Origin of the sequence: Pseudomonas sp., from assembly GCF_002796985.1 — a bacterium.
Classification (GTDB): Bacteria; Pseudomonadota; Gammaproteobacteria; order Pseudomonadales; family Pseudomonadaceae; genus Pseudomonas.
The window spans coordinates 633,343-651,968 of record NZ_PEKX01000007.1 but is presented as its reverse complement, the minus strand read 5'-3'; the positions used below and the strand labels follow the sequence as shown (position 1 = coordinate 651,968).

Sequence of the window (18,626 nt, the reverse complement as noted above, 5' to 3'; positions counted from 1 at the left end):
GGCCGGGAAACCGGCCCTTTGCTTTGACAGCCACCGAGAACCGTCATGACCGTCATGACCGTCACCGAGCAGTTGAGCGCGCTGGACCATATCCTCGCTCACGGCGACCTGCACTGCCTGTTCCAACCCATCCTGTCGCTCTCCGAAAGGCGTCTGGTGGGCTACGAAGCCCTCACCCGCGGCCCGTCCAGCGGCCCCCTGCACTCGCCCCTGCCGCTGTTCAGCATTGCGCGCAGCAGCGGCCGCCTCAGCCAGCTGGAGCTACTGTGCCGGCGCAAGGCCTGCGCGCGCTTTCGCGACCTGAAACTCGAAGGCAAGCTGTTCCTCAATGTGTCCCCGGAATCCCTGCTGGAACCAACCCATCAGCCCGGCCGCACGCTGCAGTTGCTGCAGACCTTCGGCATCTCGCCCAGCGACGTGGTGATCGAGTTGACCGAGCAGACGCCCATCGAGGACTTCACCCTCCTCGACACCGCGCTGCACCACTACCGCGCCATGGGATTCTCCATTGCCCTGGATGACTTGGGTGCCGGCTACTCCAGCCTGCGCCTGTGGTCCGAGCTGCGCCCCGACTACGTGAAGATCGACCGCCACTTCATCGAAGGCATCCACCTGGATGCAGTGAAGCGCGAGTTCGTCGGCTCGATTCTGAAGATGGCCCACGCCTCCCGCGCCCAGGTGATTGCCGAAGGCATCGAGATTGCGGAGGAGCTGGCGGTACTGTCGGAGATGGGCGTGGACCTGGTGCAGGGCTACCTGCTCGGCCGCCCCAGCGAAACCCCGCCACGCGACGCTCGCGCACTGCTGCCGGAAGTGGACAGCGCCGGCGCGCTGCTCGCCGAGGATCAATCCGACCTCGAACCACTGCTGCTGGAACAGCCGGCGGTCCGCGACAACACGCCCATCGGCGACGTGCTGGAAGCCTTCCGCGCCCAGGCCAACCTGAACTCCCTGGCGGTGCTGGACAGTCACGCCCAACCGGTGGGCATCGTCCACCGCCATGCGCTGTCAGACGCCCTGCTCAAGCCCTTCGCCCCGGAGCTGTATGCGCGCAAGCCGATCAGCCGGCTGATGAGCGAAGACTTCCTCGCCGTAGAGCGCAGCCAGTCGCTGCAGCAGGTCAGCCGCCTGCTCACCAGCCGCGCACGGCAGCGCATCGAGGAAGATTTCATCATCACCCTCAATGGCCGCTACCTGGGTTTGGGCCGGGTGATCGACGTACTCAAACTGATCACCGAGCTGAAGATCCGCCAGGCGCGCCATGCCAACCCGCTGACCTTGCTGCCCGGCAACGTACCGATCCAGCAATGCCTGGCGCGGTTGCTCCAGCAGGGGCGGGAAGCCGTGGTCTGCTACGTCGATATCGACAGTTTCAAGCCGTTCAACGACCTCTACGGCTATGCCCGCGGTGACGAAGTCCTGCTGTGCCTGGCCCAATGCCTGGGCGAGCGGGTGGACCCGACTCGGGACTTCGTCGGCCATATCGGCGGGGACGACTTCATACTGGTGTTGGGAACACAGGACTGGCGCGAGCGGCTCAATCACCTGCTGGAGGGTTTCCAGGGCCAGTGCCGACGCTTCTACAGCCGTGAGCACCTGGACGCGGGCTGTTTCGTTGCGCACAACCGCCAGGGGCGGCGCGAAGAATATCCGCTGCTATCGCTGTCGATTGGCGTGGTACATGTGAAGAGTGGCGCCGCGCAGCGCCTGGATGCCAGTCAACTGGCCGGGCTGGCCTCGGAGGCCAAGCGCCACGCGAAGAACATGCCCGGCTACAGCCTGCACATCCTCACCGCCGAATGAGTCAAAGGCCCAACTGGCGAGCGCGCGCCTCAAAGCGCTCGGCCTGGGCCTCATCGGCCTCGAGACCGGGGCCGCCGCTGCGATAAAGCTCGCCGAGCTTGCGTGCCGCCAACGGATGGCCCGCCTCGGCGGCTTGGCTCCAATAACGCATGGCTTCCTGCGCATCGGCCGCACGACGAGTATCGCCCTTGAGCGATTGCACACCCACCTGATAGGCCGCCTTGTGGTCACCCGCCGCAGCGGCCAGACGCAGCAGACGCAGGCCCTCCTCGCGAGCACCAAGCCCCTGCCCGCGGAACAGCAGCAGGTGCCCGTAGAAACTCTGCGCGCCGACGTCACCCAAAGCAGCCATGCGCGAGAACTGGCCCTGCATCCACGCCCAGGAGCGCGGCTGGCGAACCATCCACGGCCACCCCATCAGGCGTCGTGCCACGGCGTAACTCAACCGCGCACGCAGGCGCCAGAACAGCTCGCGAGGGTTGGCCACGTCAAAGCTCCTCGGGGTACTCGAATTCGAACACGCGGGCCACTTCCGCCGCGTGCCAGCCGGCGGCAGCCGGGCCATCCGGCGCACCGGAGAAACGCCCGAGCTGTTCGACGTGCTCGAAGAAGCCGGTGCGCGGCAGACGGCTGGCACCCTGGCTGATTACCAGCGAACTGCGCAGTGGGCGACCAGCACGGGCATCCAGAGCCGCCAAGTGCTCCAGTGCTGCGGTCAGCACGGTCATGGCCGGGGTCGGCAATTGCAGGCGCTCGATCAGCGCCCGGTAGGTGAGCAGGTGGCGCTGGCGGCGGGCGTCTTCCAGCTCGCCGAGCAAGCCTTCCCAATGTTTGCGACTGATCTGCACGCTCAAGAAGCCGACTCCCCAGTGCCCAGGGCACGACGCAGGCCATGCTGGATGGCGTCGCTGGCTTCGCGTTCGCCGTTCTCGATCAGTTCCAGGTAGGACGGGCTGATGCCTACTGAGCGCGCCAGCATTTCCAGGGAGAAGCCACGGGCTTCGCGCAGTGCTTTCCAGTCCAGCTTCTCGTCGAATGTCGGAGCGGCTGCGGGTTTGACGACCTGGGCGGCACCTCGGCCGGCGGCTGCCAGCAGTGCCTGGTACTCCCCCCAGGGAACCACGGCGTACTCCGCTTCGCCGTCACGCATGATGACTTGAACGTTCATGACAACACTCCTTGCAGGCGGCCATCTTAACAGTCTGATGCGCGCCTGTGCCGGCTATACTGCGCACCGCCTCTCGCCACCAGACATGGGGACCGACTTGCAGCGCTTCCTTCCATTCTGCCTCTGCCTGGCCAGCGCCCTGTGCAGCGCCGAGGAACTGCGCTGGGGCTATTCGCCAAGCAACGGCATGCCCTACGCAGAAAGTATCGACCATGAATTGGCGCCTGGCTTCATCCGCGATCTGGGCGAAATCGTCGGAAAGCGCCTCGGGCTCGAGGTTCGCTTCGTGGAAACACCGGACAAACGTGCCGAACCCGCCCTCGCCCAAGGCGCGATTCATTTGTTGTGCATCAACAATCCGCAGTGGATGAAGGCACCGGAGAAGCTGCACTGGTCGCCCAGCCTGTTCGAGGAAGAAGACGCCCTGGCCCAGAGGGCGGATGCACCGCCGGTGGAAAACCTCGCGCAGTTGCATGACATTCGCCTCGGCACCAGCCTTGGCTACGTCTACCCCGCTCCGCTGATGCAGGCCTTCGCCGAAGGTCGCGTGAAACGCGCCGATGTGCGTGATCTGGATACTCGCCTGCACATGCTCGAACTCGGTCGCCTGGATGCGTTGATCGAGATGCGCCGACCGATGGAGTACCTCCTCGCACAACACCGCGAGCTACCCGTGGCCATCAGCCGCCGCAATGTGCAGCGCTATTCCATCCATTGCTCGTACGGGCCGGCGCTACCGCTCGCCGCCGAGCGCCTGGATGCCACTCTGCAGATGATGGTGGATGACGGCACCATCCAGCGCCTGCTCGGCGAGCAGAATGCGCGGCTGCGTCAACGACGCTGAACGGATTCCGGCGCCGGCAGTTGCTTCAGCGCTTCGCGGACTTCCACGCCCTGACCGTCGCGCCAGAGCTTGAAAGCATCGATCTCCGACTGCCAGCGGCGCACTACCCACGCCAGCACCGCCAGGTCATCGAGGAAGCCAACACCCAGCAGCCAGTCGGGGACCAGGTCCACCGGAGACAGGAAGTACAGCAACGCCGCCACTACGGAGACCAGCGCCTGAGAGCTGATACCACGGTAGTCGCCGCGCACCCAGGCCACCAGCAGCTCCTGCAGCAGTTTCAGATCGGTCTTGGCCAGCTTCGCCCGGCCACTCTTGCGCGCGACAGCAAACAGCAGCGCGGGTATCCGGCCGCCGGCGATAAAGCGGCTGGCGAGCTTCAGGAAGCGGTCAAATCCCGGAGGCTTTTTCATCGATTCACCTCGATAGGAATATTCGTACAGCGCGGGTTCAGGTTATCCACCTTTCCTGTGGATAACTCTGTTGAAAGCCACCCACGATATCGCCAAAACGCCCGAGCCATGAGGGCTGCAGACAGATCGGCGATTTTTTGTTCACCCCTACAAATACGTTAAAAATCATGCAGTTGCGGCTAAGCGAAGGGATCGGCAATGTCAAGGGGAGGGCATTGCTTCAACTGCGTCAAATATGTGCATAAGGGTAACACCGGCCCCAAGGTTACTCCCTTTCAGACCCGCCGGTCAGCGGGCCGTTCCAGAGCGCTCCTTGCACAAATGAAAACGCCCCGTGGGTAACGGGGCGTTTTCTCTGGTACGAGGGTACTCAGTTACTTCTTCGGCGCTTCCGCGGCCGGCGCAGGAGCTTCGGCTTCGGGCTGGTTCGGGTCCTTGATGGCCAGCAGTTCCAGATCGAACACCAGGACCGAGTTGGCCGGAATGGTCGGGCTCGGGCTCTGAGCGCCGTAGGCCAGTTCGCTCGGGATGAACAGCTTGATCTTCTCGCCGACGTGCATCAGTTGCAGGGCTTCGACCCAACCCGGAATCACGCCGCCAACCGGTAGATCGATCGGGCTGCCGCGCTGGATGGAGCTGTCGAAGACCGTACCATCGACCAGCTTGCCTTCGTAGTGAACGGTGACGACGTCGGTCGCCTTGGGCTGGGCGCCATCGGCCTTCTTCACGACTTCGTACTGCAGACCGGACTTGGTGGTGACCACACCGTCGCGCTTGCCGTTCTCGGCGAGGAATTTCTTGCCGGCTTCCAGGGCTTCGGAGTTCTTCTTGGCGACCTGCTCTTCAGCGCGCTTCTGCAGGGCGGTGAAGGCTTCGGTCAGCTCTTCGTCGGTCAGCTTCTGCTTCTGCTTGCCGACGGCGTCTTCAATACCCAGGGCGACGGCTTTCGAATCCAGGTCATTCATGCCTTCCTGGGCGAGGCTCTTGCCCATGTTCAGGCCGATGCCATAGGAAGCTTTCTGCGCAGGAGTCTTGAGTTCCACTTCGGCGGCCTGTTTGTCGCAGCCCGCGAGAACCAGGCCGACCAGCGCGATCGCTGCCGCCAACCGATGTTGTTTCATGCTGAATCCTTGTCTTTGCGCCGTCATGGCTGAAGTAATGAAGCCGCGAGCTTATCAGGCGCTCGTGGCCAGTGGCTATGGGCAATAGGAACCACCACCACGAGAGAAGTTCCCACAGCAAACTTATAAGAAAATTAACAGGATAAGTCAGACGGCCAGCACGGAATCGCTGTGATCGAAGCGGGCAACTTTCGACGAGAAGCTTTCGCAGGAAAGACTGTCGCAGGCAAAGAAAGGCGGGCAACAAAAAAGCCCCCAGGCATTGCTACCTGAGGGCTTTGAATTGTGGCGCAGCGGACGGGACTCGAACCCGCGACCCCCGGCGTGACAGGCCGGTATTCTAACCGACTGAACTACCGCTGCGTCGGACCTCGAGTGGTGGGTGATGACGGGATCGAACCGCCGACCCTCTGCTTGTAAGGCAGATGCTCTCCCGGCTGAGCTAATCACCCTTCGTCTCGAAGTGGGGCGCATTCTACGGAGGACATTGATACCTGGCAAGCCCCCGAATGAAAAAAATTTTCAGATGTTCCAAAGGCTTAGATGAAGAGGATGAATGACGAAACGGGGTTGGCCTGAACCGCTCCGAACGGAATAATGCATCCTTTGCATCCAGGAGTTAGCCCCTCATGTGGTTCCGCAACCTGCTCGTATACCGCCTCACCCAGGATCTGCAGATCGACGCCGATACCCTGGAGAAGGCCCTGGCCAGCAAGCCGGCGCGCTCCTGCGCCAGCCAGGAACTGACGACCTACGGTTTTTCCGCGCCCTTCGGCAAAGGCCCGGACGCCCCGCTGGTGCATGCCAGCGAAGGCTTCTTCCTGGTCAGTGCACGCAAGGAAGAGCGCATCCTCCCCGGCAGCGTCGTGCGTGACGCGCTCAAGGAGAAGGTCGACGAGATCGAAGCCACGCAGATGCGCAAGGTCTATAAAAAGGAGCGCGACCAGCTCAAGGACGACATCGTCCAGACCCTGCTGCCCCGCGCCTTTATCCGCCGCTCGGCGACCTTCGCCGCGATCGCCCCGAGCCTTGGCCTGATCCTGGTCGATACCTCCAGCGCGAAGAAGGCCGAAGACCTGCTCTCCACCCTGCGCGAAGCACTGGGCTCGCTGCCAGTTCGCCCGCTGACCGTGAAGACCGCGCCGACCGCTACCCTGACTGACTGGGTGAAGACCCAGGAAGCCGCCGGCGACTTCTTCGTCCTCGACGAGTGCGAGCTGCGCGACACCCACGAGGATGGCGGTGTAGTGCGCTGCAAGCGCCAGGACCTGACCAGCGAGGAAATCCAGCTGCACCTGACCGCCGGCAAGTTGGTCACCCAACTGTCCCTGGCCTGGTCGGACAAGCTGTCCTTTGTCCTCGACGACAAGGTGGCAATCAAGCGCCTGCGCTTTGAAGACATGCTGCAGGAGAAAGCGGAGCAGGACGGCGGCGAAGACGCCCTCGGCCAGCTCGACGCCAGCTTCACCCTGATGATGCTGACCTTCGCCGAGTTCATCCCGGCGCTGATCGAAGCGCTCGGCGGCGAGGCGATGCCCGAAGGCATCTGATGCCCTGGCAGGCGCCGCGTCCGCGCGGCGCCTGCCCTATAAACAGGCCCACATAAATAGAAGGACGGCCCATGCGTGCTCTCATCCTGCTCAGCCGCTTCATGGGTAACACCTTCGCCCTCTGGGTGCTGCTCTTCGCCCTCCTGGCGTTCTTCGTGCCCACCCTCTTCACTCCGCTCACCGTCGCCATCGTACCCATGCTCGGCGTGGTGATGTTCGGCATGGGCCTGACGCTCAAGGTCGAGGACTTCGCCGAAGTCGCCCGCCACCCATGGCGCGTCACTCTCGGCGTGATTGCCCACTTCGTCATCATGCCCGGCATGGCCTGGCTGCTCTGTCAGCTGATGCAGCTGCCGGCGGAAATCGCCGTGGGCGTCATCCTGGTTGGCTGCTGCCCCAGCGGCACCGCCTCCAACGTGATGACCTGGCTGTCGCGCGGCGACCTGGCGCTGTCGGTAGCCATTGCCGGCGTCACCACCCTCCTCGCCCCGCTGCTCACTCCGGCACTGATCTGGCTCCTGGCCTCGGCGTGGCTGCCGGTATCGTTCGGCGCGTTGTTCTGGTCGATCCTGCAGGTAGTCGTAGTACCTATCGTGCTCGGCCTCGTCGTCCAGCGTGCGCTCGGCGCGCGAGTGCGTCATGTGGTGGACGTGCTGCCGCTAATCTCGGTGGTGTCCATCGTGATCATCGTCGCCGCCGTGGTCGCCGCCAGCCAGGCGAAGATCGCCGAATCCGGCCTGCTGATCATGGCCGTGGTGATACTGCACAACGGCTTTGGCTTCCTGCTCGGCTACTTCACCGCCAAGGTCTTCGGCCTGCCACTGGCGCAGCGCAAGTCGCTGGCGCTGGAAGTCGGCATGCAGAACTCCGGCCTCGGCGCCGCCCTTGCCAGCGCTCACTTCTCGCCCCTGGCGGCGGTGCCCAGCGCGCTGTTCAGCGTCTGGCACAATATCTCTGGCGCCGCGCTTTCCACCTGGTTCCGCCGCATGACCGACGAGCCATCGGTCCGGAAACAGGCACCGCTATAGGGCAACGAACCGGCGCCGGGTTGCCCGGCGCACCGGTTTTGTGCAAAATAATGCACATCGTGAGGACGACCTCACCACCTTCCGGTGCTCCAGCGGGGACGGCCCTCCATACCATCCACCGTCTGGAGAGCTCCATGTCCTGGATCATTCTGTTCGTCGCCGGCCTGTTCGAAGTCGCCTGGGCTGTCGGCCTGAAGTACACCGAAGGTTTCACTCGACCGATACCGACCGCGCTGACCGTGCTGGCAATCATCACCAGCATGGGCCTGCTGGGTTTGGCCATGCGCAATCTGCCGCTGGGTACCGCTTACGCCATCTGGACCGGCGTCGGCGCAGTGGGCACCGTCATCGTCGGTATTGTGCTGTTCGGCGAGTCCATGGCACCGGTACGCCTGCTCAGCGTTGCGCTGATCCTGTGCGGACTGGTCGGCCTGAAATTGAGCCACTGACGCTGTATCGGTTCTCGATACCGGCGGGATGTCGCTTTCCCGAAAATTTGTCGGTATGCTGCGGGCCACTGTGTTTGCTAGGGTCACTGTGGCTCGTGACCTGATGGGGCCATTCCCCATCACCCGGCTTCGACTGCACCTTGCAACTCAGGACGAGCGCGGACCTTTTCCGCAAAACAATCTTCAATAAGTTCAAGGTGTAATTCCATGTCGAATCGTCAGACCGGCACCGTCAAGTGGTTCAACGACGCTAAAGGCTTCGGCTTCATCACCCCGGAAAGCGGCAACGATGTATTCGTTCACTTCCGCTCCATCCAGGGCAATGGCTTCAAGTCGCTGCAGGAAGGCCAGAAGGTCTCCTTCATCGTCGTGGAAGGCCAGAAGGGCCTGCAGGCTGACGAAGTTCAGGTTATCTGATCCTCGTCCTGCACCACGAAAAAGCCCCGGCATTGCCGGGGCTTTTTCTATTGCGCTGCCGTTGAAATCTAGCGAGCGGCGCCTCGCAGTTCGGCTACCTGCTCCTGCAGCATCAGGCGCTTGGCCTCTTCCGGCGCCACCGGCTGGCCAGCCACCAGACAGACGTGTGACCACAGGCGGCGCAGGAAGCCCTTCTGCGGATCGCGGCTGAAGAAGCTGCCCCACAATCCCTGCAGCGCCATCGGAATCACCGGCACCGGGGTCTCCTCGATGATGCGCTCCACGCCGCTGCGAAACTCGTTCATCTCACCGTCCAGAGTCAGCATGCCCTCGGGGAAGATGCACACCAGCTCCCCTTCGCGCAGGTACTCGGCGACCTTGGCAAACGCCTTCTCATAGGTCGCGGCATCCTCATTGCGCCCGGCAATCGGCACAGCACCGGCAGTGCGGAAGATGAAGTTGAGTACCGGGATTCGGAAGATCTTGTAGTACATGACGAAGCGCACCGGTCGACGCACGGAGCCAGCGATGAGCAGCGCGTCGACGAAGGACACATGGTTGCACACCAGCACAGCCGGGCCTTCATCGGGGATGGTTTCGAGGTTGCGGTGGTCGACCCGGTACATCGAGTGGGTCAACAGCCACACCAGGAAGCGCATGGTGAACTCAGGCACGATCTTGAAGATGTACACATTCACCGCGACGTTTGCCAGCGAGAGCACGAGGAACAGCTCGGGGATCGACAGCTTCGCCACCGACAGCAGCAGGATCGAGACGATCGCCGCGGCCACCATGAACAGCGCGTTGAGGATGTTGTTGGCGGCGATGACCCGCGCACGCTTGTCTTCCTCGGTGCGCGCCTGGATCAGCGCGTACAGCGGGACGATATAGAAGCCGCCGAAGATACCGATGCCGAGGATATCCGCCAGCACCGCCCAGGACTGCGAGTGCTCCAGTACCGCCAGCCAGTGGTAGGGCTGCTCGCCCTGCGGGAAGCCGCCCGAATGCCACCAGAGCAGAATGCCGAACAGACTCAAGCCAAAGGAGCCGAAGGGCACCAGGCCGATCTCCACCTTCTTGCCCGAGAGCTTCTCGCAGAGCATCGAACCCAGCGCGATGCCCACGGAGAACACGGTGAGGATCAGCGTCACCACACTCTCGTCGCCGTGCAGCAACTCCTTGGCGTAGGTCGGGATCTGGGTGAGATAGACCGCGCCAAGGAACCAGAACCAGGAGTTGCCCACCAGCGAACGTGATACCGCCGGGCGCTGGTGCAGGCCGAGCATGAGGATGGCCCAGGACTGGCGGAAGATGTTCCAGTCCACCTTCAGGTCCGGCAGCGCCGCCGCCGCGCGCGGGATATTGCGGCTGGCGAGGAAGCCACAGATCGCCACCAGTACCACGGCAATGCCGACGCCGGCGGCGTAGTCCTGCCGTGACATCAGCACGCCCGCACCGATGGTGCCGCAGAGAATGGCTAGGAAGGTACCCATCTCGACCAGGGCATTACCGCCCACCAGTTCGTCTTCGCGCAGGTGCTGCGGCAGGATCGAGTACTTCACCGGGCCGAACAGCGCCGAGTGAGTGCCCATGGCGAACAGCGCCAGGAACAGCAGCGGCAGGCTGCCGAACACAAACCCCGCAGCGCCAACCGCCATGATCACGATCTCGGCCAGCTTCAGCGCGCGCATCAGCGCGTCCTTGTTGAACTTCTCGCCGAACTGGCCGCCCAGGGCGGAGAACAGGAAGAACGGCAGGATGAACAACAGCGCGCAGAGGTTGACCAGCAGGTTGCGGTCACCGCTGACGGTGAGGTGATAGAGGATCGCCAGGATCAGCGACTGCTTGAAGATGTTGTCGTTGAACGCACCCAGCAGTTGGGTAATGAAGAAGGGCAGGAATCGCTTGGTGCCCAGCAGGGCGAATTGCGAGTGTTGAGACATCGTCCTTGTATACCTGCGTAGCGGCCTTGAGCCGGAATGACAGCATGGATGTGACGGCAACCGCGTGAAGAAAAGCCACATTTTCCGCACAAATCCATTCGAATGCCGCAATCCGTGCAATAAAAAGCCCGTCGCGAGGGACGGGCTTTTCAATGGGCCGGGGCGACGTCAGAAGCCGACGCTGCCCTGCACGTAGAAGGTGCGCGGTTCGCCAAGGTAGATACCGGCGTTGTTGTCGCTGGAGCGGGTGTAGTTCATCTGGTCGAAGAGGTTCTTCACCCCAGCGGCCACCTTCAGGTTCGACGCCTGCGGGCCGAAGTCGTAGCCCACGCGGGCGTTCCACAGCATGTAGCCGGGAATGTCGCCGTACTGGCCGTCCGCGGTCGGCTCGGTGATGTAGTCGCCGGTGAAGCTTCCGTTGGACTTGGTGGTCGGGCCGGGCGCGCGCTGCTTCGATTGGGCGAAGCCGTCGAAGTTGTAGGTCCAGCGGTCGTGCTCGTAGCGCAGGCCGATGGTCGCCACCTGGCGCGAGTACAAAGGCAGGTCGCGGCCCTTGAAGCCGGGGATTTCGCCTTCGTAGGTCGCGCGGGTGTAGGTCAGGGTGCCGTACGCGGTCAGGCCGGCGAGCAGCGGGTCGAGCGCGGCCATGTCGTAATGCGCCGAGGTCTCGATGCCCTGGTGCTTGGTGGCGCCCAGGTTGGTCCAGCCCACGTCGTTGCTGATGTACTGCAGCTCGTCGTCAAAGTCGATGTAGAACAGCGTGACTTCGCCACCCCAGCTGCCATTGTCGTAGCGGGTGCCCACTTCGTAGGTCTTCGCCTTCTCCGGTTGCAGGCCACTGGCGGTGTCGTTGCCGCTGCCGCCCTGGCCGAGCTGGAAGTACTGCAGGCTGCCGAAGGAGGTCTCGTAGTTGGCGAACAGCTTCCACTCATCGGACAGGTGATACATCACCGCCAGCGCCGGCAGCGGCTCGTTGTAGTCCTTGCTGCGGTTCTTCTCCTGGACCGGTTTGCCCTTGTTGTCGATCACCGGGCGCTCATGCCAGTCGGTGGAGATGCGCTCGAAGCGAATGCCCGGAGTGACGGTCCAGTTGCCCACGTCGATCTTGTCGTCGAGGTAGATGGAGTTCGCTTCGGTGCCGCCGGTGCGATCCTGGTAGGTATGGCCATCGGCGCCGGGGATCGGCGTCGGGATGTTGTTGACCAGACCGACCTGGCTGGCGCGCTCGTGCATCGCTTCCTTGAGGTAGCGGTAGCCGATGCTGGCTTCCTGGGTGGTCGGGCCGACCATGAAGATCTTCGACACGCGCGGCTCGATGCCGAAGGTGTGGTAGTCGCGCGGGTAGGACGCCAGGGTCTTTAGGTCGCGGTTGGCGATGGTGCTGCCACGGAAGCTGTCGCTGTAGTAGGTCAGCACTTCGACCTGGGTGAGATCGTCGATCTGCCGCTTGTACTTGAGCGAGAAGTCCTTGCGACGGCCAGTGAAGTTGTCGTAGTCGCGCACGGACTGGTACGGGTCCTTGTCGAATTGCGCCTGGGTCAGGCCGCCGGGCATGTCGGCGCTGCCATCGTAGTAATGGAAATTCGCCGAGAATTCGTCGACGTCGGTGGGCGCCCAGTGGGTCTTGAACATCACGTCGTCGATGTCGGTGGCGTCGTTGCCGTCGCGGTAGCCCGCGCCTTTAACGCCGGAATACAGCAGCGCGGCGCCCATGCCGTTGTCGGCGGTGCCACCGAGGAAGGCGTTGTAGAGCTTCTTCCAGCCGCCGTGGGAAGCGGTTTCCACGGTGCTGCCGACGTCACCGGAGAACTCCTTGGGGATCGCCCGGGTGACGAAGTTGATCACCCCGCCGACGTTCTGCGGGCCATAGCGTACGGAGCCAGCGCCACGCACGACGTCGACGCTGTCGAGGTTGCCGACCGACAGCGGGAACATCGACAGCTGCGGCTGGCCGTAGGGCGCCACGGCGGCCGGAACACCATCGATGAGCACGGTGGAGCGCGGTGACAGGCGCGAAGTCAGACCGCGCACGCCGACGTTGAGGGAAACGTCGCTGCCGCCGGTACCGTTGTTGTCCTGCACCTGTACGCCGGGAATGCCGCGCAGCACGTCGCGCACGTTCTGCGCGCCCTCTTCGATCATCTGCTCGCGGCGCACCACGGTGCGCGCACCAGGGTGGTTCTGCACCACTTGCTGATCAGCCTCGCCGAGCCAGTCACCGACGACGGTGACGCTCTCCAGCTCCTTGCTCTCTTCCTCGGCTTGCGCCGGCTGCAGCGGCGTGGCCAGGGCTACGGCGATCGCCAGGCGCGACCACGAACGAACGTGCGACATGCTTCTCCCTCCCCGGGTACTTCGTGAAGGGGGCGAAAAATACGGTCAGGTGTAAATTTTGTAAATGCAAATGTATCGCAAATGACAAAATATTTCGGTTGACTCGAATTCTCTTTTAGGCATTTCGATCGACTGCTCATCGCCGACTCAGCACCCGGCCAGCAGCCCTGCTGCAGCAGTGGATCGGCGGGAAGCAAGGCGCAAAGATCAGGCCGAACGGAACGACCGCGCGCAAGCCTGGCGGTATTCGCCAGGACCGACGCCATAGGCTTGCTTGAACTGCCGGCTGAGGTGGCTCTGGTCAGCGAAGCCCAGCTGCGTCGCCACGTTTACCGGCATGCATCCCTGCTTGAGTAGCGCCCGCGCCTGCTCCAGCCGGCGCTGCTTGAGCCAGGCGTGGGGCGGCAGGCCGGTGGCCTTGCGGAACACGCGAGCGAAGTGGAAAGGCGACAGCCCGACGGCGGCCGCCAGCTCCTCCAGCGACGGCGGCTCCATCAGCCGCGCGCCGAGCAGCTCGCGGGCGCGAGCCACGGCCACAGGCTCATTGCCTGCCGATGGTGCCTCGGGAATCCGCGCGTGACGCTGGAACAGCAGCAGGAGCGCCTCGCGCCAGCAGGTCTGGCGCTGCAGCACGCTGGCGTCGGAATCCAGCAAGTGGTGAGCGGCGAACAGCGCCTGCACCAGCTCGGGGTCGAACACCACGCTGGCGTCGAAGGACGGCGTACCGCCTGATTCCAGTTCCAGCTCCGCCAGCACGCCGGAGACCTGCGCCAGCTCCGGGTAGAAGCCGCGGTAGCGCCAGCCGGCCTCGTCGGCCTTGGAACCGGTATGAACCTCGTCGGGGTTGATCAGCACCACGCTGCCGGCCGGGGCGAAGTGTTCGGCGCCGCGATGGTGGAAGCGCTGCGCGCCCTGCTCGATCATGACGAAGGCGAAGCCTTCATGGACGTGGGGCGAGAACACCTGCTCGATGTAACGCGCGTGCAGCAGCTCGACGCCGCCCAGCTCCTGGGCGCGCCAGAAGCGGGTGCGTTCGCCGTTCGCGTGGTGTTCTGCCATGGTCCTGCCTCGATGTCGCTCCGCGCGCGCTGCAGAGCGCGCGGGTCGATCACCTTACACCGCCCCTTCAGCCGTTGAAACCAGCTTCCAGCGCGGCCTTCACCTGCGGCCATTCCTGGTCGGTGATGCTGTAGAGGATGGTGTCGTCCAGTCGCCCGCCGGCCAGGCGCCGGTGGTTGCGCAGCACGCCCTCGCGCACCGCGCCGAGCTTCTCGATGGCGCGCTGGGAGCGCTCATTGCTGGCGGCGGTCTTGAACTGCACGCGTACCATCTTCCAGCTGTCGAAGGCGTGGCGCAGCATCAGGTACTTCATGGTGGCGTTGAGGCCGCTGCCGTGCTGGGCCTGGTCCAGCCAGGTAGCGCCGATCTCGCAGGCCGGCAGCGCCGGGAGGAAGTCCATGAAGCGCGTGGTGCCGACGATCTGGTTGCCCAGGCGCACCACCAGCGGCAGGGCGCGGCCCTCGCGCTGGTCGGCCAGGCCCTGGCGGTACCAGTCCGGGCGCCCCGGGGCACTCATGAACTGCAGGACGTCGCGGTTCTGTTCCGCCAGCGTCACCAGATCCGGCACGTCGGCCTCCACCATGGGCTCCAGGCGCAGGGCCCCGCGCTGCAAGGTGATGGGTAACGGTCTGAACATGGCGCCCTCCTCGGAACACGACGCGAAATCATCGCTCACATCAGAGCGTAGCGGCCGGATGAAGTGCCGCGTACCCAACCGGGTGCGACGGACGGACCGCGAAAAGGCCGGCAAGCTACCAGTACGCAGCCCTCCCCTCAAGTGAGACGCGCGACACAGCGCCACTGAGACATTGGTAGCAGGTGTCTGACAGTTCCGGACTTTGGTGCGAAACTGCTGCGAGTGCTCCTGCGGGGGAGCCAGTTCACTTCCGGAGTCAGCATGTCGTTGTCCAGTGGGTTGATCGCAACGGTCGCCCTGCTCTACATGGCGGTCCTGTTCGCCATCGCGTTCTATGGCGACCGCCGTCGCGCCCCTCTTTCGCCGCGTGTCCGCGCCTGGGTCTACAGTCTCTCGCTGGCGGTCTACTGCACCAGCTGGACCTTCTTCGGCGCCGTCGGCCAAGCCGCCGACCAGCTCTGGTCGTTCCTGCCGATCTACATCGGCCCCGTGCTGCTGATGCTCTTCGCGCCCTGGGTGCTGCAGAAGATGATCATGATCAGCAAGCAGGAGAACATCACCTCCATCGCTGACTTCATCGCCGCGCGCTACGGCAAGTCCCAGGCGCTGGCCGTGGTGGTGGCGCTGATCTGCGTGGTCTGCGTGCTGCCCTACATCGCCCTGCAGCTCAAGGGCATCGTCCTCGGCGTGAACCTGCTGATCGGCGCCGGCCCCGACTCCACCGGCATCCGCGCCCAGGACACGGCACTGATCGTGTCGCTGATCCTCGCCCTGTTCACCATTGTCTTCGGTACCCGCAACCTCGACGTCACCGAGCACCACCGCGGCATGGTGCTGGCGATTGCCTTCGAGTCGCTGGTCAAGCTCACCGCCTTCATCGCCGTGGGCATCTTCGTCACCTTCGGCCTCTACGACGGCTTCGGCGACCTGGTCGACAAGGCCCGCGTCGCCCCGCAACTCACCGAGTACTGGAAGGAGACCGTGCACTGGCCGGCGATGTTGCTGCAGACCGGTGTAGCGATGACCGCGATCATGTGCCTGCCGCGCCAGTTCCACGTACTGGTGGTGGAGAACATCGAGCCGCGCGACCTCAACCTCGCGCGCTGGGTGTTCCCGATCTACCTGGTGCTGGCCGCGCTGTTCGTGGTGCCCATCGCCCTGGCCGGGCAGATGCACCTGCCCGCCGGCGTGATGCCCGACTCCTTCGTGATCAGCCTGCCGCTGGCCGAGTCACATCCGGCGCTGGCCTTACTGGCCTTCATCGGCGGCGCCTCGGCGGCCACCGGCATGGTCATCGTCGCCAGCGTGGCGCTGTCCACCATGGTCTCCAACGACATGCTGCTGCCCTGGTTGCTGCGCCGCAAAGGCGAGGCCGAGCAGCCCTTCGAGGTGTTCCGCCACTGGCTGCTGACCGTGCGCCGGGTGAGCATCGCGCTGATCCTCCTGCTGGCCTACGTCAGCTACCGCCTGCTGGGCTCCACCGCGAGCCTCGCCACCATCGGCCAGATCGCCTTCGCCGCCATCGCCCAGCTCGGCCCGGCGATGATCGGCGCGCTGTACTGGAAGCAGGCCAATCGCCGCGGCGTGTTCGCCGGCCTTGCCGCAGGCTCCCTGCTCTGGGCCTACACCCTGGTGCTGCCGGTGATCGCCAAGGGCCTGGGCTGGCCGCTGGAAACCTTCCCCGGCCTGGCCTGGCTCGCCGGACGGCCATTCGGCCTGAGCATCGAACCGCTGACTCTGGGCGTGCTGCTCTCGCTGATCGGCAACTTCGCGCTGTTCGGGCTGGTCTCGGTGTTCTCCCGCACCCGCGTCTCCGAGCACTGGCAGGCCAGCCGCTTCATCGGCCAGGAAATCTCGCAGAAACTCAGCTCGCGCTCGATGCTCGCCGTGCAGCTGGAAGACCTGCTGATGCTCGCCGCCCGCTTCGTCGGCGAGGAACGTGCGCGGCAGAGCTTCATCCGCTTCGCCTACCGCCAGGGCAAGGGCTTCACCCCCAGCCAGAACGCCAACGACGAGTGGATCGCCCACACCGAACGCCTGCTCGCCGGGGTACTCGGCGCCTCCTCCGCACGCGCCGTGGTGAAGGCCGCCATCGAAGGCCGCGAGATGCAGGTGGAGGACGTGGTGAAGATCGCCGACGAAGCCTCCGAAGTGCTGCAGTTCAACCGCGCGCTGCTGCAGGGCGCCATCGAGAACATCACCCAGGGCATCAGCGTGGTCGACCAGTCGCTGCGCCTGGTGGCCTGGAACCATCGCTACATCGAGCTGTTCGAGTACCCGGACGGGCTGATCTACGTCGGCCGCCCGATCGCCGACATCATCCGCTACAACGCCGAGCGCAACCTCTGCGGGCCGGGCGACCCGGACCTGCACGTGGCCAAGCGCCTGTACTGGATGCGCCAGGGCACGCCGCACACCTCCGAGCGGCTGTTCCCCAACGGCCGGGTGATCGAACTGATCGGCAACCCGATGCCCGGCGGCGGCTTCGTCATGAGCTTCACCGACATCACCAACTACCGTGACGCCGAACAGGGCCTGAAGGACGCCAACGAAGGCCTGGAGCAGCGCGTGCAGGAACGCACCTTCGAGCTGTCGCAACTGAACCAGGCACTCACCGAGGCCAAGGGCACGGCCGAGGCGGCGAACCAGTCGAAGTCGCGCTTCCTCGCTGCGGTCAGCCACGACCTGATGCAGCCGCTGAACGCCGCGCGGCTGTTCTCCGCCGCCCTCGCCCACCAGGAAAAACTCCCCGAGGAGGCCACCGAACTGGTGCGCCACCTGGACTCGTCGCTGCGCTCGGCGGAAGACCTGATCACCGACCTGCTGGACATCTCGCGCCTGGAAGGCGGCCGCGTCAGCGCCGACGTCGCGGCCTTCCCGCTGAGCAACCTGTACGACACCCTCGGCGTGGAATTCCGCGTACTGGCCCAGGAGCACGGTATCGACTTCCATGTACGCGGCAGCAAGCTGCGCGTGGAAAGCGACATCAAGCTGCTGCGCCGCGTGCTGCAGAACTTCCTCACCAACGCCTTCCGCTACGCCAAGGGCCACGTGCTGCTGGGTGTGCGCCGCGAGGCCGGGCACCTGCGCCTGGAAGTCTGGGACCACGGCCCAGGCATCCCGCCGGATAAATTGCAGGTGATCTTCGAGGAATTCAAACGCCTGGACAGCCACCAGACCCGTGCCGAAAAGGGCCTGGGCCTCGGCCTGGCGATCGCCGACCGGCTCTGCAAGGTGCTCGGCCACCGCCTGGAAGTACGCTCCTGGCCGGGCAAGGGCAGCGTGTTCAGCGTCAGCGTGCCGCTCGCCCGCCAGCCGGCCCCCGTGCCGCTCAACGGGCACAAGGTGGAAACCCCGGAACAGCTCAACGGCGCGCAAGTGCTCTGCGTGGACAACGAGGACAGCATCCTCACCGGCATGAACAGCCTGCTGACCCGCTGGGGCTGCCGCGTGCTCACCGCGCGCAGCCGCGAGGAGTGCCAGGCCCTGCTCGAAGGCGACGCTCGCCCGCAGTTGGCGCTGATCGACTACCACCTCGACGACGGCGAACTGGGTACCGACTTGATGGCCTGGCTGCGCACCCGCCTGGGTGAACCAGTGCCGGGCGTGGTGATCAGCGCGGACGCCCGCCCCGAACTGGTGGCGCAGATTCATGCGGCTGGCCTGGACTTCCTGCCCAAGCCGGTGAAACCGGCAGCGCTGCGGGCGCTGTTGAGTCGGCATTTGAGTTTGCGATAAGCCGCCCGATCGGGCCTTGGTAGCGGCGGCGGTTCGCGAGCAAGCGCGCTCCTACAGTCAATGCAAGCGCCGGAGCGCTTTTGTCGGAACGAGGGGGGCGCCTAGCCCTTGCTCGCGAACCC

Annotated in this window: 16 protein-coding genes and 2 tRNA genes; 7 read left to right on the top strand and 11 right to left on the bottom strand. The window is 64.5% G+C overall.

Annotated elements, in window-relative coordinates; genetic code table 11:
• Window positions 1–54: 54 nt before the first annotated feature.
• A complete protein-coding gene (locus CTR55_RS08665; protein WP_296286500.1) occupies window positions 55–1,803 on the top strand; it encodes a bifunctional diguanylate cyclase/phosphodiesterase in 1,749 nt (582 codons plus the stop codon).
• A 1-nt stretch (window position 1,804) separates the two neighbouring features.
• Here CTR55_RS08665 and CTR55_RS08660 read toward each other — a convergent pair whose 3' ends face one another.
• The 3 genes from CTR55_RS08660 to CTR55_RS08650 form a co-directional block, all read right to left on the bottom strand.
• Window positions 1,805–2,221, bottom strand: coding sequence for a sel1 repeat family protein (locus tag CTR55_RS08660; RefSeq protein ID WP_296286498.1), 417 nt, complete (start codon window positions 2,219–2,221; stop codon window positions 1,805–1,807).
• Between the two features lie 70 nt (window positions 2,222–2,291).
• On the bottom strand, window positions 2,292–2,657 hold the full coding sequence (locus CTR55_RS08655) for a hypothetical protein (protein WP_296285493.1): 366 nt from the start codon (window positions 2,655–2,657) through the stop codon (window positions 2,292–2,294).
• On the bottom strand, window positions 2,654–2,971 hold the full coding sequence (locus CTR55_RS08650; RefSeq protein WP_296285492.1) for a helix-turn-helix transcriptional regulator: 318 nt from the start codon (window positions 2,969–2,971) through the stop codon (window positions 2,654–2,656). The genes CTR55_RS08655 and CTR55_RS08650 overlap by 4 nt, the downstream gene beginning before the upstream one ends.
• Before the next feature lie 97 nt (window positions 2,972–3,068).
• On the opposite strand from CTR55_RS08650, the gene CTR55_RS08645 reads away from it, so the two are divergent.
• Window positions 3,069–3,815 (top strand): transporter substrate-binding domain-containing protein, encoded by a 747-nt coding sequence (locus CTR55_RS08645; RefSeq protein WP_296285491.1) that lies wholly within the window; start codon window positions 3,069–3,071, stop codon window positions 3,813–3,815.
• Here CTR55_RS08645 and CTR55_RS08640 read toward each other — a convergent pair.
• From CTR55_RS08640 to CTR55_RS08625, 4 genes are all read right to left on the bottom strand, one after another.
• Window positions 3,803–4,228: a DUF1232 domain-containing protein gene (locus tag CTR55_RS08640; RefSeq protein ID WP_296285490.1), complete on the bottom strand. Its 426-nt coding sequence runs from the start codon at window positions 4,226–4,228 to the stop codon at window positions 3,803–3,805. The two genes, CTR55_RS08645 and CTR55_RS08640, sit on opposite strands and share 13 nt — an antisense overlap.
• Before the next feature lie 374 nt (window positions 4,229–4,602).
• Window positions 4,603–5,349 (bottom strand): FKBP-type peptidyl-prolyl cis-trans isomerase, encoded by a 747-nt coding sequence (locus CTR55_RS08635; protein WP_296285489.1) that lies wholly within the window; start codon window positions 5,347–5,349, stop codon window positions 4,603–4,605.
• A 286-nt stretch (window positions 5,350–5,635) separates the two neighbouring features.
• Window positions 5,636–5,712: transfer RNA gene (locus CTR55_RS08630), tRNA-Asp, on the bottom strand.
• 13 nt (window positions 5,713–5,725) lie between these two features.
• Window positions 5,726–5,801: transfer RNA gene (locus CTR55_RS08625), tRNA-Val, on the bottom strand.
• Between the two features lie 177 nt (window positions 5,802–5,978).
• Between CTR55_RS08625 and rdgC the strand changes: the two genes are divergently transcribed.
• From rdgC to CTR55_RS08605, 4 genes are all read left to right on the top strand, one after another.
• A complete protein-coding gene (rdgC, locus tag CTR55_RS08620) occupies window positions 5,979–6,899 on the top strand; it encodes a recombination-associated protein RdgC (protein WP_296285488.1) in 921 nt (306 codons plus the stop codon).
• A gap of 71 nt (window positions 6,900–6,970) precedes the next feature.
• Entirely contained in the window at window positions 6,971–7,927 is a 957-nt protein-coding gene (locus tag CTR55_RS08615) for a bile acid:sodium symporter family protein (protein ID WP_296285487.1), read from the top strand.
• A 134-nt stretch (window positions 7,928–8,061) separates the two neighbouring features.
• Window positions 8,062–8,376, top strand: a complete 315-nt coding sequence (sugE, locus tag CTR55_RS08610) for a quaternary ammonium compound efflux SMR transporter SugE (RefSeq protein WP_017522056.1) — start codon at window positions 8,062–8,064, stop codon at window positions 8,374–8,376.
• Between the two features lie 207 nt (window positions 8,377–8,583).
• Complete coding sequence (locus CTR55_RS08605) at window positions 8,584–8,793, top strand: cold-shock protein (protein WP_015478234.1); 210 nt, start codon at window positions 8,584–8,586, stop codon at window positions 8,791–8,793.
• Between the two features lie 68 nt (window positions 8,794–8,861).
• On the opposite strand, the gene CTR55_RS08600 is transcribed toward CTR55_RS08605, so the two are convergent.
• The 4 genes from CTR55_RS08600 to CTR55_RS08585 form a co-directional block, all read right to left on the bottom strand.
• Window positions 8,862–10,736, bottom strand: coding sequence for an MFS transporter (locus tag CTR55_RS08600; protein WP_296285486.1), 1,875 nt, complete (start codon window positions 10,734–10,736; stop codon window positions 8,862–8,864).
• Window positions 10,737–10,904: 168 nt separating this feature from the next.
• On the bottom strand, window positions 10,905–13,070 hold the full coding sequence (locus tag CTR55_RS08595; RefSeq protein ID WP_296285485.1) for a TonB-dependent receptor family protein: 2,166 nt from the start codon (window positions 13,068–13,070) through the stop codon (window positions 10,905–10,907).
• Between the two features lie 207 nt (window positions 13,071–13,277).
• A complete protein-coding gene (locus CTR55_RS08590; protein WP_296285484.1) occupies window positions 13,278–14,129 on the bottom strand; it encodes an AraC family transcriptional regulator in 852 nt (283 codons plus the stop codon).
• A 67-nt stretch (window positions 14,130–14,196) separates the two neighbouring features.
• Window positions 14,197–14,766 carry a GNAT family protein gene (locus CTR55_RS08585; RefSeq protein ID WP_081520201.1) on the bottom strand — a complete coding sequence of 190 codons (570 nt, stop codon included), beginning with the start codon at window positions 14,764–14,766 and terminating at the stop codon, window positions 14,197–14,199.
• Between the two features lie 261 nt (window positions 14,767–15,027).
• Here CTR55_RS08585 and CTR55_RS08580 point away from each other — a divergent pair, with 261 nt between their 5' ends.
• Window positions 15,028–18,504, top strand: coding sequence for a PAS domain-containing hybrid sensor histidine kinase/response regulator (locus tag CTR55_RS08580; RefSeq protein WP_296285483.1), 3,477 nt, complete (start codon window positions 15,028–15,030; stop codon window positions 18,502–18,504).
• Window positions 18,505–18,626: the final 122 nt, after the last annotated feature.

Excerpts from the sequence above, each read along its gene's own strand:
- CTR55_RS08650 (WP_296285492.1), bottom strand. The coding sequence starts at position 2,971 with ATGAACGTTCAAGTCATCATGCGTGACGGCGAAGCGGAGTACGCCGTG.
- CTR55_RS08635 (WP_296285489.1), bottom strand. The coding sequence starts at position 5,349 with ATGAAACAACATCGGTTGGCGGCAGCGATCGCGCTGGTCGGCCTGGTT.
- CTR55_RS08640 (WP_296285490.1), bottom strand. The coding sequence starts at position 4,228 with ATGAAAAAGCCTCCGGGATTTGACCGCTTCCTGAAGCTCGCCAGCCGC.
- CTR55_RS08660 (WP_296286498.1), bottom strand. The coding sequence starts at position 2,221 with ATGGGGTGGCCGTGGATGGTTCGCCAGCCGCGCTCCTGGGCGTGGATG.
- CTR55_RS08665 (WP_296286500.1), top strand. The coding sequence starts at position 55 with ATGACCGTCACCGAGCAGTTGAGCGCGCTGGACCATATCCTCGCTCAC.
- rdgC (WP_296285488.1), top strand. The coding sequence starts at position 5,979 with ATGTGGTTCCGCAACCTGCTCGTATACCGCCTCACCCAGGATCTGCAG.
- CTR55_RS08580 (WP_296285483.1), top strand. The coding sequence starts at position 15,028 with ATGTCGTTGTCCAGTGGGTTGATCGCAACGGTCGCCCTGCTCTACATG.
- CTR55_RS08615 (WP_296285487.1), top strand. The coding sequence starts at position 6,971 with ATGCGTGCTCTCATCCTGCTCAGCCGCTTCATGGGTAACACCTTCGCC.
- CTR55_RS08595 (WP_296285485.1), bottom strand. The coding sequence starts at position 13,070 with ATGTCGCACGTTCGTTCGTGGTCGCGCCTGGCGATCGCCGTAGCCCTG.
- CTR55_RS08600 (WP_296285486.1), bottom strand. The coding sequence starts at position 10,736 with ATGTCTCAACACTCGCAATTCGCCCTGCTGGGCACCAAGCGATTCCTG.
- CTR55_RS08590 (WP_296285484.1), bottom strand. The coding sequence starts at position 14,129 with ATGGCAGAACACCACGCGAACGGCGAACGCACCCGCTTCTGGCGCGCC.
- CTR55_RS08605 (WP_015478234.1), top strand. The coding sequence starts at position 8,584 with ATGTCGAATCGTCAGACCGGCACCGTCAAGTGGTTCAACGACGCTAAA.
- CTR55_RS08585 (WP_081520201.1), bottom strand. The coding sequence starts at position 14,766 with ATGTTCAGACCGTTACCCATCACCTTGCAGCGCGGGGCCCTGCGCCTG.
- sugE (WP_017522056.1), top strand. The coding sequence starts at position 8,062 with ATGTCCTGGATCATTCTGTTCGTCGCCGGCCTGTTCGAAGTCGCCTGG.